The sequence below is a fragment of the Leptolyngbya sp. NK1-12 genome (genome assembly GCF_032598965.1).
Classification (GTDB): Bacteria; Cyanobacteriota; Cyanobacteriia; order Elainellales; family Elainellaceae; genus Elainella.
Genome location: NZ_CP053586.1, coordinates 4,906,572 through 4,921,727 on the forward strand (window position 1 = coordinate 4,906,572; position 15,156 = coordinate 4,921,727).

General features: G+C 49.9%; 11 protein-coding genes and 1 other RNA gene. 9 read left to right on the top strand and 3 right to left on the bottom strand.

The features are described from left to right. Nucleotides 1-77: 77 nt before the first annotated feature. Together HJG54_RS20860 and HJG54_RS20865 are read right to left on the bottom strand one after the other, a co-directional pair. Nucleotides 78-845: a hypothetical protein gene (locus tag HJG54_RS20860; protein ID WP_035997953.1), complete on the bottom strand. Its 768-nt coding sequence runs from the start codon at nucleotides 843-845 to the stop codon at nucleotides 78-80. A 12-nt stretch (nucleotides 846-857) separates the two neighbouring features. Then, entirely contained in the window at nucleotides 858-1,205 is a 348-nt protein-coding gene (locus tag HJG54_RS20865; protein WP_316431153.1) for a carbon dioxide-concentrating mechanism protein CcmK, read from the bottom strand. A 380-nt stretch (nucleotides 1,206-1,585) separates the two neighbouring features. On the opposite strand from HJG54_RS20865, the gene HJG54_RS20870 reads away from it, so the two are divergent. The 6 genes from HJG54_RS20870 to ssrA all read left to right on the top strand — a co-directional run bounded on the left by HJG54_RS20870 (nucleotide 1,586) and on the right by ssrA (nucleotide 11,481). Continuing rightward, nucleotides 1,586-2,620: a M28 family peptidase gene (locus HJG54_RS20870; RefSeq protein WP_316431155.1), complete on the top strand. Its 1,035-nt coding sequence runs from the start codon at nucleotides 1,586-1,588 to the stop codon at nucleotides 2,618-2,620. A gap of 236 nt (nucleotides 2,621-2,856) precedes the next feature. After that, a complete protein-coding gene (locus HJG54_RS20875; protein ID WP_316431156.1) occupies nucleotides 2,857-3,174 on the top strand; it encodes a hypothetical protein in 318 nt (105 codons plus the stop codon). Nucleotides 3,175-3,325: 151 nt separating this feature from the next. Continuing rightward, nucleotides 3,326-3,799, top strand: coding sequence for a hypothetical protein (locus HJG54_RS20880; protein WP_316431158.1), 474 nt, complete (start codon nucleotides 3,326-3,328; stop codon nucleotides 3,797-3,799). A 745-nt stretch (nucleotides 3,800-4,544) separates the two neighbouring features. Then, on the top strand, nucleotides 4,545-9,710 hold the full coding sequence (locus tag HJG54_RS20885; RefSeq protein WP_316431159.1) for a PAS domain-containing protein: 5,166 nt from the start codon (nucleotides 4,545-4,547) through the stop codon (nucleotides 9,708-9,710). Beyond that, the gene (locus HJG54_RS20890; protein ID WP_316431160.1) at nucleotides 9,707-11,005 is read left to right on the top strand and encodes a hybrid sensor histidine kinase/response regulator; all 1,299 of its coding nucleotides are present in this window, start codon (nucleotides 9,707-9,709) and stop codon (nucleotides 11,003-11,005) included. Before HJG54_RS20885 ends, HJG54_RS20890 begins: the two co-directional genes overlap by 4 nt. Nucleotides 11,006-11,096: 91 nt before the next feature. Next, nucleotides 11,097-11,481, top strand: a transfer-messenger RNA (tmRNA) gene (ssrA, locus tag HJG54_RS20895). 54 nt (nucleotides 11,482-11,535) lie between these two features. Here ssrA and HJG54_RS20900 read toward each other — a convergent pair. Further along, nucleotides 11,536-12,153: a LysE family translocator gene (locus tag HJG54_RS20900; RefSeq protein ID WP_316431162.1), complete on the bottom strand. Its 618-nt coding sequence runs from the start codon at nucleotides 12,151-12,153 to the stop codon at nucleotides 11,536-11,538. A gap of 430 nt (nucleotides 12,154-12,583) precedes the next feature. Here HJG54_RS20900 and HJG54_RS20905 point away from each other — a divergent pair, with 430 nt between their 5' ends. The 3 genes from HJG54_RS20905 (at nucleotide 12,584) to HJG54_RS35510 (ending at nucleotide 15,124) form a co-directional block, all read left to right on the top strand. Beyond that, nucleotides 12,584-13,459: an AraC family transcriptional regulator gene (locus HJG54_RS20905; RefSeq protein ID WP_316431164.1), complete on the top strand. Its 876-nt coding sequence runs from the start codon at nucleotides 12,584-12,586 to the stop codon at nucleotides 13,457-13,459. A gap of 223 nt (nucleotides 13,460-13,682) precedes the next feature. Beyond that, nucleotides 13,683-14,582 (top strand): DMT family transporter, encoded by a 900-nt coding sequence (locus tag HJG54_RS20910; RefSeq protein ID WP_316431166.1) that lies wholly within the window; start codon nucleotides 13,683-13,685, stop codon nucleotides 14,580-14,582. A gap of 314 nt (nucleotides 14,583-14,896) precedes the next feature. Then, the gene (locus HJG54_RS35510) at nucleotides 14,897-15,124 is read left to right on the top strand and encodes a transposase (protein WP_420717397.1); all 228 of its coding nucleotides are present in this window, start codon (nucleotides 14,897-14,899) and stop codon (nucleotides 15,122-15,124) included. The last annotated feature ends 32 nt before the right edge of the window (nucleotides 15,125-15,156 follow it).

A 15,156-nucleotide genomic window follows, 5' to 3' on the forward strand; every position in this document is an offset into this window, starting at 1 on the left:
CTAAACCCTAAGTTTAAGTTTAAGATTCAATTCAGGTTTTTGAACTTAAACCTCAAGTCTAAATCTGAAATCTATTGTTAGATCACTTTGATAAAAAATAGGGGACTATTTGAGCGGGTTTGAATGGCGGCACTGAGCTGTTCAGGCGTGTAGTCTTGAGTATGAACGATTGCCCGCAATTCAATCTGATCGTTTCGCTGCAATCGATACAAAATTTCATCCAGCTCGTCTCGCGATAGGGGAGGTTGAAATTTTTGTCGCAAGTAGAAAATTGGCAAATAGTTATTGCTTGCTAGTTCATGATCGAGATTTTGAATTGTGGCTAAAACTTCGGTGTCGGTAGGTTTTTGGTTCAGCGTAATTTCAGTTGCAGATTGGCGCAGCGTCTGAAATTGACGCAGCAGTTCAGCTAGGCAAGTTTGCCCTTGAGGCGTGAGCCAAACTTCAGCTTTTTGGCGTTTCAATCGGGTTTCAGCCAGAATTAAGCCGCGATTCAAAAAAGTTTGCAGAATCACGTCACGTTCGGTAGCAGTCAAGGCAGAGGTTCTGAGCTGGCTGGGAGCGATTTTTTTGGCGGTACCAATCTTTTGCAGGAGTTTTAACTCTACTGCTGAAATTGGCAATGCAGCGTCTGTGACTTTGAGTAGGGCTTGTCCGGCTGCTGAAAGCTTAACTACTACAATTTCTCGACTAAAATCGACCAACCCATCGCTAGCCAAATTTTGGCAAATTTTATCTTTAGCCCGAAATGACTTAAAGCAGGGATTCGTTAAATAAGCTCGGTAGTTGCGGCATTCCTGTAACTTCAGCAAAAATTTCAATTCATCTAGCTGGGATGGCTGCATACCCTGCCTCCTCTAAGCCGAAAGCGGTGGCGGAAACCGAATAATCGAGTCGATTCGCCCCAAAGATACGAGCGTTTGACTATCCCCAAGTGGCAGTACCGCCTCTAGATTGGCATGGGGCCGCGCAATGACATGAACCGAGAGTAGCTCACCGCCATTGACTCGTCGGATTGCCGCCAGTCCAGCCGCCACTGCCGTTTCCACCTCCGCCACCGGACCTCGAATCAAAACGGTAATCCGCCCCAGATCCGTGTTCTCAAAACCAACGCAGATCACTTGGGCAGCTTTACACATGGCATCAGCCACTTCCAGCGCTGTTGGAACTCCCAATACTTCGATCATGCCAATTGCGAATGTCACCGGTTTTGAGCTGTTCAGTAAAGGCGGGGTGATGAGAAATTTACAACTGAGTCATTATCCTTTCATATGATACTTTCATCTCAAACCCATTTTCTATCTACAGCCTTTTTCAGGCTAGTGAAGTACGAAAAACGCGGTGCAGGGGTCGTGCCTGCACCTGAAATGAGTGAAAAACGCTGTATCTATTGCAATTGCCGCAATTCAGGCAAGTCTTGGTTCTATGGACCTGCTGCATTCATCCGCTGAATGGCCAAACCCAGCGAAACTGGAGAAACGCTCTCCAGAAAACTCTCTAAAATAGGCGAAAGACAGACGCTTCAGCAAAAGGTTCAGCAAAAGGTTCAGCAACAAAGTTCAGCAAAAGGTTCAGCAACAAAGCAATGAAAAAACTGTGGCTTTGGGTAACAATTCTGGTGGCAACTGCAGGGTTGGTGATCTGGCAATGGCAGCCGTCCTTGCAGTTTCCCTTAGCGTTTTGGCAACCCGCTCCCTCCCTCAGTCAGAATCAACGCGCTCCAATGCTTGCTGCACCTGCCGTTGATCGCAAACGCCTCTTAGCTGACCTGCAAGCACTGACCTTTCGACGCTACGACGAATCCGCTCGTCAGCAAGCCCGCGACTACATTCTGCAAGAATTGCAAGCGGCTGGATGGACAGCTCAACTGCAGCCATTCACGGCCAAGGCCAATCGAACTAATCCGAGTGGTGCGAATGGTATTAATATCTACGCTGAACGAGCAGGAACCGATCCCACAGCGGCAGCGATTTTGTTGGGTGCCCACTACGATACGGTTGAGCTTTCTCCTGGAGCCGATGATAACGCGACGGCAGTTGCCACCTTACTGGAAGCAGCTCGACTCTTAGGAAAGCTCCCCACCGCTCGAACGCTACAACTTGTTTTTTTTGATCTAGAAGAACAAGGCTTATTTGGCAGCCAAGCATTTGTCAGCGCCATACAAGAGCAGGCTCTGCAAGGAGCAGTGATCTTGGATATGGTGGGTTATGCCTGTGAGGAAGCGGGTTGCCAAACCTATCCATCGATGTTACCAATTCGCCCCCCAACTGATCGCGGCAATTTTATCGCTGCTCTGGGCGATCAAGGACATCCTGAGTTATTACAGGCGTTCACTGACTTATCTGCTTCTGATGTATCTTCTAATCAATCGGTTAGTTTGCCGCTCGTTTTGACGCTCGCCATTCCTACCTTTGGCGGCCTAGCCCCCGATCTGGTTCGTAGTGATCATGCTCCGTTTTGGGATAAAGGAATTGGAGCTGTACTGATTACGGATACAGCTAACTTTCGTAACCCGCACTATCACCAGCCGACCGATACGATAGAAACCTTAAATCTACCTTTCTTCAATGGTTCTGTCCAATTGGTGATCAACGCAGTTGCCCGCCTGCTTCAGTCTTGATGAGGACCAGACTTGATGAGAACCAGATTTAATGAGAACCAAACAGACATGCCAAATCGTTGGATGCTGACGGCTGCAGTGGCTCAATTGTAGTCGATATTACAGTATCGATCCTGACAAGCGAATGACATCTGACTCATCTCTTTGGATAGAAACCAGCCTATTGAGCGGTTGTTAGCTTTAAGGGAACAGTTGAAGTTGAAATCAAAGACGCAGCAAAAGGTGAATCAAAAATCATGATTAACAAAGCAGAAAAGTATGATTCAGAGATGCCAGAAGAGATAGCTGAAAATCCTGGCATGAGGGCTGCTGCCATCAATTCCGACCCGACCATTTCGTTAGAAGAAGCTCGTAATGCTGCCGCTGGAGAAGCTCCCAATGCCTCTGGCAGTGTGGCCGACAGCACGGTTGAAGGTCATGTTCCAAGTACGTCCGATCCCTATCCGACCGATATTCCTTCTACCGATCATCCTCTGCCGGACGATGATGACGATGTTACAGCTGGAGCGTCTAACAGCTTTTCGGATGAGACGGATGACCGTTATGTTCATTAGTTTCACTTGTTAATTCCCAATTAATTCACTTAGCTCTCAATTAATCCAAATCAGCGCTAGTAGGACGTTTTCGCTGCTAGTCGATGCTGCGCGAAATGGTTCTTTTAACTAGTGGTTCAACTAGTCTTTTAAGCAAACGAGGTGACCGCACATGAATCTTGACAAACAATTAGCAACGCTAGTTGGCTTAACAGGAGTAACTAGCATCAGTATTTTATTGAGCCTACCGGCCCTAGCACTTCTGACGCAAACGGTTTCTGCAAGATTAGGACAAACAGCTCCAGACGCTTCAGAACAGCTTTTCGCTCAATCCGATAACGGCGATGGGGATGGCGGTGGTGACAATAGTAGCGCTTCAGACAATGGCTCAGACAATGGCTCGGATAATGACTCAGATAATGACTCAAGCTCCTCTGGCCGCGATAGCTCTGACGCAAGCTCCAATGACAGCGACAGTGGCACTAGTGCCAGCGATAACAGTGGGAGTGGCGATTCTGGAGAAGTATTTGGCACTCGTGGTCAGAACCGCAACGAAGGAGGCGCACCTTACATTGGAGTTGGAGCATCTCCCTTGGAAAGTGAGTCAGATGGCGAGCGAGCGAGCGAATTAGACGGCAACCGATAGCATCAACTGCCTTGTAAGATCAACTGCCTTCAAAGCACGGGCTAATCCAGCAAGTCCACTCATACGCTTGCGTTCCCGCAGGGTCATGGACTAAACCCCTTGTCGAGTCTGCTCACGCAGACCTCCTTGCCTAGCCCACCGTTGACACGCGGGTGGGCAGTGACGAAGCCGAGACAATCAGATTGACATAAACAGGACTTACGCGTTTGCCTCCTAAATCCCCCAATTCTGGGGGACTTTCAATCTAGTTCTCTCCAGATTTGGGGGGCTAGGGGGGCAGAAATTGCTGAGCTGTGTAAGTCCTGACAAAATTCTGTGCAGGCTCGGAAATGGAATGAGCGGGCAGTTGATTCAAGAGTTTGAGATTAGCTAGGACCCAGGAATTCGTTGCCTGGAAGCAAAGGAAACAAACTCGTTTGTATAATCTTCCGCTGCTATTACCAGTAAAATATAATTTTGTCATCCCCCTTTAGAAATAAATTAACAATACTAATAATAGTGATAAAAATGACAATTTAACAGCGAACGTAAATTGAATTTTGGCAGCCATCAACGACAACCAAAAATTCAGTTAAAGATATTAGGAGTGGATGTTTAAGTCCAAAAAGTAGGAATTCGAAAGTAGTAATGTAGGAAATTTGACAGGAAAGTATTTGCGAGCGAGAGAAGATAACTAGTACCCGAATATCCATTTTCTGTGGGGCCGCTGTATATTGTTCTAAAGCGAACCCTCAAGCTACAGGCTATGCAGTTTCTTGGTCCCCGACGGCTCCTTCTGCTTCCTCAGAAAATTCCGCTGCGTTTAGTAGTGGCAGTTCCCTTTGTCTTACAAACCCTGGGAACCGTGGCGCTCGTGGGCTACTTTGCCTACCAAAGTGGCCAAAAAGCGGTTGAAAATATGGCTTCGCAGTTGATGGGGGAAGTGGGTGCGCGTGTCAATCTTTACCTGACAGATTATGTTAAATCGGCTCATGTGGTGAATCAACTCAATGCCAACGCTATCCGTTTAGAGCAAGTGCGACTTACCGATCCCCTGAGTCTAGAGCGCCATTTTTTACAGCAAATCCAAATCTTTGACTCTCTCAATCGCATCCGTTTCAGTAACTCCCAGGGGGGCTTTGTTTCCGTCGGTAGAGACGAGCGAGGTATCACTGTTGCCCTAACTGAAGATTTTAGGCGAGGCATCCTGCGGGTTTATAGCATCAATGATCAGGGCCAGCGTCTCAAACAACTGGTTGAGCAGCCCAACTATGACCCAACCCAGCGCCCGTTTCATCAGCAGGCGGTGCAGGCTGGAAGACCTACTTGGACCCCAATTTATACCTATATGCCGGCCTCGTCTGGTTTGGGAGTTGCAGCCAGCTATCCGCTGTATGACCAAACTGGTAAGCTTCAGGCGGTGCTGTCAAGTGACCTAACGCTGGCCGGTATCCAGCAGTTTTTGCAGCAGGTTGAGGTTGGAAGTCATGGAGTGGTGTTTATCATCGATCGCTCAGGACGGTTGATTGCAGCCTCAACGACTAGGCCATTAAATAGGCCATCAAAGGAGTCAATCAAGTCAAGTGCTGCAATGTCTAGTAGCAGTGAGCCAGCAGACCTAAAAGCTGCGGATAGCCAAGAACCGCTAATTCGGCAAGCAGCCCAGTATCTATCCTCACAGATTGATTTAGCTTCGATTGATACAGCAACCCAACTGCAATTAAAACTAGCGGGCCAACGGCAATTTCTCAAGGTGATGCCCTTTCGGGATCCGTTTGGTCTGGACTGGCTGACGGTGACTGTTGTGCCCGAGTCCGATTTCATGGCAGAAATCTACCGCAATGCGGGAGTAACAACACTGCTGTGTGCCATTACCTTATTGCTCTCAATTGGAACCAGCATTTTGCTCTCGCGCTGGTTGACCAAACCCATCCTGCGGTTAAATGCGGCAGCCAAAACGATTGCGGCAGGAAATTTAGATACGGAAATTGCCATTGATCGCTCTGGGGAGTTGGGCGAACTAGCGCAATCGTTCAATCAAATGATTTTGCAGCTCAAAGCGGCCTTTGCCGGGATGCAGGCGCTGAATCAAACCGTGATTGAAAGCGAGACCCAGATGAAGCAAATTCTGGACAGTTTGCCGGTTGGAGTATCGATGAATCGGCTGGATGGCTCCATTCTCTATCTCAATCCCAGCGGTAAGCAGATGCTGGGGCTAGAGGATATTTCTGAAGCAACTACTGAAGTACTAGCGGCAACTCATCGCCTCTATCGCAGTAGCACTCACCTCCCCTACCCAGTTCACAAACTACCAATGGTGCGTTCCCTTCAGGGAGAAACGATCACGGTCGATGATATTGAGCTGCATCGGGACGGCCGTGTAATGGCGCTAGAAATGCATTCCATGCCAGTACGGGACCAGCAGGGCCAGATTGTTGCGTCGATCACGGTGTTTCAAGACATCACCCAGCGGCAGGCCGCTGCCAAAATTCTGGCCGACTACAACCAGCAGCTTGCTGTACAGGTGGCAGAACGAACCCAGGCGTTGCAGCAGAGTGAGGCCCTGAATCGCGCGATTCGAAATGCGCTGCCCGATTTGCTGATTCGCATGAAACGAGACGGGACCTATTTGGAGGTGAAATATCCCACCAACTTTTCTCTCCATAACGCTGGCGTAACCATACCCGGTAATACGGTGCAGGATGCCCTACCGCCCGAAGCTGCTGAACAACGCCTCGCCGCCGTGCAGCGCGCTCTGCAAACTGGGAAAGTGCAAATTTACGAATTTCCATTGCCATCTGAGCAGCAGCAACGCTGGTTTGAAGTCCGCGTGGTGCCACTCACTCACGATGAAGTGCTGGTTGTGATTCGCGACATTACAGAGCGTAAGCAAACTGAAGCAGCCCTGCGACAAAGTGAAGCCCGCAATCGTGCCATTCTTACCGCCATTCCCGACTTAATCAGTATCGTTAGCACAGAGGGCGTTTACTTGGATATCGTGCGCAGCCAAACCCTGATTGATCTGATTCCAAGCAAAGTCAATCCATTAGGACACCATATCAGCGAATTTTTGCCGCCAGCTGTAGCCGATAGAAAGTTAGAGGCTATTCAACAAGCCCTGACTTCCAAAGTTGTGCAGGTATACGAGCAGCAGTTAGAGTTCGATAACACGCTGCAATACGAAGAAGTCAGGGTTGTCCCCTACGATGAAAGCTCGGCTTTGCTAATCATGCGGGATATTACTGAACGCAAGCGCAATGAAATCAAACGGAAGCAGGCTGAGGAGGCATTACGACAAAGCGAAGCTGTACAGCGGCAGATTTTAAAGGCAATGCCAGACTTGCTGATCTGGATGGATGAACGCGGAACGCAACTACAAAAGATCTGCGGTAAACAAGCAAAAGATGTTGCCTCAGAGAGGGTAGAGGCTGGCCATAGTATTTACGAAATTCTGCCGTTTGATCTGGCCACAAAACGCACGGAGATGATTCAACAGGCTCTGCAAACCGGGGAGGTACAAATCTATGAACAGGAGCTGAGGATTGCAGGTAACCCCCATTACGAAGAGGTGCGAGTCGTTGCGGTTGAAGCCGATAGAGTGCTGGTCATTGTGAGGGATATTACCGATCGCAAGCAGGCAGAGCAGCAGCTAAAAGCTAGCCTCCAGCGCGAACAAGCGGTTGCGCGGGTGATCGACCGGCTGCATCGCAACTTGAATTTACCTGCGATTTTTGAAACTACCGTGCAAGAACTGCGTCAGGCCATGAATAGCGATCGGTTGGTGATTTACCGATTCAACCCCGACTGGAGCGGCAACGTTGTGGCAGAGTCAGTTGCTAGCGGTTGGGTTGCCGTTATGCATCCCCAAAATTCACGTCACCATTCCCAAAACCTGATCCAGCACGAACACTGCCTAGCCGAAACCTGGAGCGATGCCACAGAATTGACGCCAGCTCTTGAAAAAACAGATTCTCAAAAAATAGAGCTTGATATCCAGGATACTTACCTTCAACAAACTGCAGGCGGTGGCTATTGTCGCGGTCTTTCCTACAGCTGCGTTGAGGACGTCTACAAAGCTGATTTTTCGGTTTGCTATTTGCGGCTGTTAGAGCAATTTCAAGCTAGGGCCTATTTAATTGTTCCGATCCACCTTGGCAGCCAGCTTTGGGGACTGCTCGCAGCTTACCAAAACTCCGGTCCGCGTCAATGGCAGGAAAGCGAAATTCAAATCATGATCCAGGTCAGTCAGCAGCTTGGGGTCGCCGTACAACAAGCCGAACTGCTTGAACAAACCCAACGGCAAGCCGCCGAACTGTTGAGCGCTAAAGAAGCTGCTGAAAATGCTAACCGTGCCAAAAGCAGCTTCCTCGCCAACATGAGCCACGAGCTGCGCACACCCCTGAATGCTATTCTGGGCTTTACCCAACTGCTAGAACGCGATGCCGCTACCACACCCGCTCAGCAAGAGTATCTCAAAACCATCAACCGCAACGGTGAGCACCTGCTACAGCTGATCAACGATGTCCTCTCGATTTCCAAGATTGAAGCGGGTCGGGTCATGCTGCAAGAAACCAGCTTCGACCTCTATGCGCTGCTTGACACCCTGGAAGGCATGTTTCGCTTACGCGCAGAAACCAAAGGACTCCAGTTCACTTGCAATCGCAGTTCTGCCCTGCCCCACTACATTCAGGCCGACGAACGCAAACTGCGCCAAGTCATTACTAACCTGCTGGACAATGCCATCAAGTTTACCCCGGTTGGTCAGGTGAGTTTGCAGGCAGGAGTAGGGGAGGTGATGGGGGTGATGCGGCTCGTGAACCTCGCCGAACGAGGGGAGATGGGGGTGATGGGGGAGAATGGGACAAAGAATCTTTCTTCCTCACCTTCCCCACTTTCCCCACCACCTCCCTCTTGCCACCTGATCTTCGAGATCTGCGACACCGGAGTTGGGATTGCCGCGAAGGAGTTGGATCTAATTTTTGATGCCTTTGTGCAGTCTGAAGCCGGACAGCGATCGCAACAGGGAACTGGGTTGGGATTACCGATTAGTCGGCGATTCGCTCAGATGATGGGCGGAGATATTACTGTCCGTAGTCAACCGGGCAGCGGCTCAATCTTTTGCTTTAGCATGGTAGCAACGCCCGTGGATGCGGAGGCGGTTGGCATCGGTCATTCTTTTGGGCGGGTCATTGGTCTGGCTCCAGGTCAGCCAATCTACCGCATTCTAGTGGTAGACGACACGGATACCAATCGGCAGCTTATGGTCAAATGGCTGACAGCCACCGGGTTTGAGGTACGTCAGGCAAGCAACGGCCAAGAGGCGATTGAGCAGTGGCTGAGTTTTGCTCCCCATTTGATTTGGATGGATATGCGAATGCCAGTCATGGATGGGTTTGATGCAGTGCGGCAGATTCGGGCTAGGGAGCGGCAGCTCCAGCTTCAGGCCAATGGTAGTGCCGTTAGGCCAGCCGCAACCAAAATTATTGCGATTACGGCAGCGGTGTTTGACGAAGAACGACAGGCAATTCTGGCAGCAGGTTGCGATGATTTTGTGGGCAAACCCTGCCCAGAAGCCGTCTTTTTCGAGCGACTCGCTCAGCATTTGGGGGTCCAATATCTGCGGGAAACACCGCCAGTTGCTCAAGACTCCGGGCGGTCAATTCACCAGTTGGAAACTCCGGGAAATGGCAATAGCCCAGTGAATTCTAAAGTAGATTACAAAGCAGTGATCCAACAGGGCTTGAGTTCTATGCCTGTGGAGTGGATTGCCAGATTGAATCGAGCGGTGGTAATTGCCAACGATCAGGTGCTCTTCCAACTTCTAGAAGAGATTCCCCCATCCCAACTGGCCTTTAAGGAAGCCGTGATTCAGCTTGTCAATGACTTTCAGCTTGATCAGCTTATCCAACTTATCCAGCTTGCCAACGTATGAACTACCCTGACGTTGCCCCATCCGCCGGAACAATTCTGATCATCGATGATATTCCCAACAATTTGCGGCTGTTGTCAGACCTACTGACGAAAGCGGGTTACACGGTCCGCAAAGTCACGAATGGTGAAATTGGGATTGAATCAGCCCTGCTGGAACCGCCTGATCTGATTTTGCTCGACATCAAGATGCCTGGCATCGACGGCTATGAGGTCTGCGATCGCCTCAAGGACAGTGAGCGGACCCGTCAGATTCCAGTTATCTTCTTGAGTGCCTTAGACGATGAAGCCGAGAAGGTAATGGCCTTTCATGCCGGTGGCGTAGACTATATTCCCAAACCCTTTCAGGTGGTTGAAGTGCTAGCTCGGATTGAAACCCATCTGAAACTCAGCCGCCTGCAGCAGCAGCTGCAGCAACAAAACGCCCAGCTCCAGCTAGAAATCGAGCAGCGTAATTCTGCTGAAACCGCCTTGGCGATTCTGAATCAAGGGCTAGAAGCCCGCATCCAACAGCGGACGGCTGAACTGCAGGCAGAAAACAAACAACTTCTACGCTTGCAAACCGAACTCCAAACCGCTCTAGCCCAAGAGCAATTGCGCAGTGAGCTGAAATCACGCTGGATTACTGCCCTGACTGAAAAATTTCGCACGCCCCTGACGGTAATCCCGTCGGTGGTTGAACTGCTGAAGCAAGCACCAGACTGCTCCGACGATTGGAGTCGCCACCTCCACAGCTTGACCGACCACACTCAGGCCATGAAGCAGACACTGCAAGACATGCTGCTGCTGCTCGACGCCGACGCTGGGCAACTTGCGTTCACCCCCTTAGCTCTGGATCTAACCCAGTTTTGTCAGCAGTTAGCAGAACAGTGGCTGCTGCCCAGCCAGCCAGAATACAAACTTGTGTTTGTCCAGTTTGGCCAACCGCCAGAGACTATTCTGCTTGATCCGACACTGCTGCGACCGATGTGTAGCCATCTTTTGGCCAATGCGGTTCGCTATTCCCCAACCGGCGGCACGATTCTCTTCGAGCTGGTCTATGAAGCCAACCAAGTGCTGATTCGGATTCAGGATGAGGGGATTGGGATTCCGCCCGATGAGCAAGAGAAAGTTTTTCAGCGGTTCTATCGTGCCCGTAACAGCGGCATGGTTGCGGAAACTGCTGTAGGTCTAGGTTTGGCCGTGGTCAAACAGGCCGTGGAGCAGCACGGAGGTCGGATCAGCGTCCGGAGTGGGATAGACCGAGGCAGTACCTTTACCGTCGCGCTGCCGCTCTCCCCACCGACGCAGCCTGACTGAATCCAGAGCTTGAATCTGAACCAGAGCAATCATTGGCACGCTTTATGCCACTCCCCCATCGATTCGCTATAATGAATGAACGCGATAGCACGGGGCTGTAACGGTTTCGACGTTCTAGCGAACGCTATCTTGTGATACAGGTCGAGAGTGAGTCGCCTCTCGCAAATCAACGGCTCAAAATGAGTACATGCGAACAACATCGTACCTTTTGCTCGTAAGGCAGCTGCTGTTGCCTAACAACCTCTTATAGGTTCGAGCGTCTGTAGTTCGACTCCGTTAAGGGCTACGGACTTAACCCCAACGGATGCTCCAGTTGATTGCCTCTGGTCAATCACTGGCTAAGACTTTACCAGAGCATCCCACCGTTCGGGATAAGGAACGGTTCCCGCTTCGAGGATTAGAGAAGCTAAACCTGTGAACGAGCGAGATACTAATAACTAGGACGGACACGGGTTCGACTCCCGTCAGCTCCATTGATTTTTTAATTATTTCCCTAACTGAATTGATCAGCCCTCTGAAAAACTTTTGAATCAGGATAGAAACGCTTTGCTGATCAAAAATACACCAACCGCAATCATGATGCAGCCAGCAACGGTGTTCATTCGGTTTGTCATGTTGGAACTAATTAGCAATCTGGCTCGATCAGCCAGAAAGGCATAGACTAGCTTCACACCACCTACAGCCACAATCGTGATTGCCACAATTATGCCAGTGTCCCAGTAGGATATGTTAGAAATATCCAGAAACGCTGGGAAAAAGCCGAGATAGAACAAGGTGGCTTTTTGATCGCCTAAGGTAATCAGCAACCCGGTCAGAAAGCTAGACAGCAACGAAGTGGTTTTCACTTCTGTCTGCATCGGTTTTGAGGTTGACCGCCATAGCCGGACTCCTAGCCAGATCAAATAAGCTCCGCCTAAGTACTGGATCAGCACAAACAGGCCGCCCATCGTTTCAGCCAAAAACGTCAATCCCCAAATTGTAATCAGGATGAAAATAATGTCGCCCACGACGATGCCGAGCGTGGTAAACACACCATGAATCAAGCCAGCGGTTGCCGACCGAGTAGAGACCGCCAACACACTCACACTGGGAACGGCAGCCAGCACGATCATGGCACCGAAGAGGGCAACAATACTGTTTGTGGTCATAGCCCTTGCATAGCGGATTAGATGATTAGATGTTTGTACTAGATGCTTGCCACGGTTCTTTCAGAATTAAGCTAGACCAAAGCGTGAATCCTAGAATTGCTGCTCCGGTTATACCATCCATCCCAATCAAAAAATGCATTTTGGGCGAAAATTCGGACATTGCACCATACAGGTAATGACCTAAACTATCTAGTCCACAGAATGAGTAGACTACCAAACAAGTACTTACATACTTACCACGGCTGCAGGAGGATGTATAGCTGGCAGTTGAAATTAGCTGCTTGAAATTAGCTGCTTGAAATTAGCTGCTGCAGGCAAATTTTGTATATTCAAGATACTCTCTGGGATTGCCGCCAGTGGTAGGTTGAAGTTGAACGGTTTTCTCTAAACGTTTTCTCTGTCAGGCTCTCTTAGCGATTCAGGTGCTGTAATGACTGTCAATCCCCTGGACCTGTTTTCGGGTAAACCTGTAATCACTAATCGTTCCATCCATATCGACCGGGGATTAACGGTTCACTATCGCCATGACCTGCCTGGAGCACTAGATGCACCACAAGGACTGAGCCACCACATGCTGACGTTTTTTCTCTCTGTCAATCAGCGCCAGATAACGCATCTGGATGAGTGGGGCGAATATGACGGCAAGATGGAGCCTGGAGATTTTTATCTCTGTCCGGCAGGTCGCTATGGGTTTACTCGCTGGCAGTCGGTAGACAAAACGCTACATATTGTGATTGAGCCGAACTTCCTGGACAAGATTGCCGTTGATACCGAGTGCATTAGTCCCGGCAAGATCGAGCTTTTACCGGTTTTGAAAGCCTCTGATCACAAGCTTGAGAGCCTGGTTCAGTTATTTCTGGCCGAGCTAGATCAGAGCGACCTCGGAGAGAGACTGTATCTGGAATCCCTCAGCTCTATGTTAGGGGTGCATCTATTACGGCAATACTGCAACATCACACCCGACTTTCGTCAGTACTGCGATGGACTGGCCCCTCATAGGCTCAATGCAGTACTTGAGTACATCCAGGCCCAGCTCCACCAAGAGTTGAGCTTAGACGAGATTGCCACCCAAATTGGCATGAGTCGGTGTTACTTTGCCACCCAGTTTAAACAGGCGATGGGAATTACGCCTCACCAGTACGTGAGCCAGCAGCGGATAGAGAGGGCAAAGCAGTACTTGCGCTTGCATAAGCTATCGATTACGGACGTTGCTCTGGAGTGTGGCTTTGCTAACCAGAGTCATTTGACTAAGGTTTTCAAAAAACAAACGGGAACCACGCCCAAAGCCTATCGTGAGCAACTGTAGAGGGCTGTATATCGTTACTGGATCCAGCGGTAAACACTGGTAAATCACTGACTCAATCATTCAACTTGAGGCTTGAAGACAATTTCAAGACAATTTTGTCAAAAGAATCGACAAAAATTCGAACATTTGTGAAAGATTAAACCAATCTAAAGCCGGTAGCGTAGCTCTGTAAGCTGCACTGAAGCGAGGACGCTATGACGGTTTTGCATCTTGAGGTGTGCCTATGAAAGCACCTGCGACGCGGTTGTCTGATGTTCTACTAACGGCGCTGGCTCCAATTTCTTGGGGCACAACCTATGCCGTAACCACCGAATTTTTGCCGCCGAATCATCCCCTGCTAGTGGCCGCCCTCCGCTCGTTACCCATTGGCTTGTTGTTAATTGCAGGCTTGAGAAAATTGCCCCAAGGCATCTGGTGGTGGCGCATTTTACTGCTGGGTAGCCTCAATATCGGAATTTTTCAGGCGCTGTTGTTTGTCGCGGCCTATCGTCTGCCGGGGGGTGTGGCAGCCACGGCAGGAGCGATTCAGCCGCTGTTAGTAGTGGTGTTCTCCTGGCTGATATTGAGCGAAAGACCTGCCAGAATCGCTATCATCGCCGCCATGATGGGCTTTGTTGGCGTTGGTCTGCTGGTTTTAGGTCCCGGTGCTCGCCTGGATACGATTGGGCTGATGGCGGCTCTGGCTGGAGCAGTCACAATGGGCCTTGGCACCGTGCTGGCGAAACGCTGGAGGCCTCCCGTGCCGCTAATTGTATTTACAGCGTGGCAGCTCACGGTGGGTGGCCTTCTGTTGCTACCCATTGCCCTGATCGTCGAAGGGCCAATTACTGAACTTTCCCGAACGAATCTGTGGGGCTTTATCTATTTGGGCCTCATCGGTACTGGGCTAGCCTATGCCCTTTGGTTTCGAGGAATTTGTCGGCTCAGCCCCAGCGCTGTTTCGGCATTAGGGCTAATGAGTCCGGTGGTTGCCACCCTGATCGGGTATGTCTTCCTGCAACAAACGCTGACTCCTATACAGCTTCTGGGTGCGGTGATCGTGTTAGGTAGCGTTTTGCTAGGACAACAACCCCGCTTACCTGAACCACACCTACCGCTTCTCAACTCGCAATCCAAAGGCTGATGAACAATTCGCGAATTTTTAAACCTGTCTAACGAAAGATTTCCCAATGAACAAACAAACAGCTGCTTTGGTTCCACAGTTTCAGTAGATCGCAAATCCTGTTGAGATCCCCCCTACCCCCCTTACAAAAGGGGGGAACCAAGCCAACAATGGTTTGAAGTCCCCCTTAGTAAGGGGGATTTAGGGGGATCAAACCCAAACCTAGAGAGCTAAACAAATTCATTTTCGATCTACTGAGTTTGCTTGGCAACGAACGGCTAGTCAACCGTCGGTGGAGTTGGGCAATTATGCTCCTGTGTACGCTGGGGTAGCAAATTCTTGATGGCATCCTCTATCAACTCAAGAATGGGTGTAACTGGGAAGACTTGCCCAAAGACTTGCCTCCCTACTCGACCGTCTATTGGCACTATAAGCAGTGGCGAACCTCAGGCGCTACCGAAACCCTGATGCAGACGCTCCATGAGCAAGGTTTCCCTTCTTCACCCATTGCACCAAAGCGAGTGTTTCAGACGATGGTGAGCTGCTTGAAATGCTGGCTTTGAACATTGGCTATTTCAAGTCAAAGCCTGTGAAC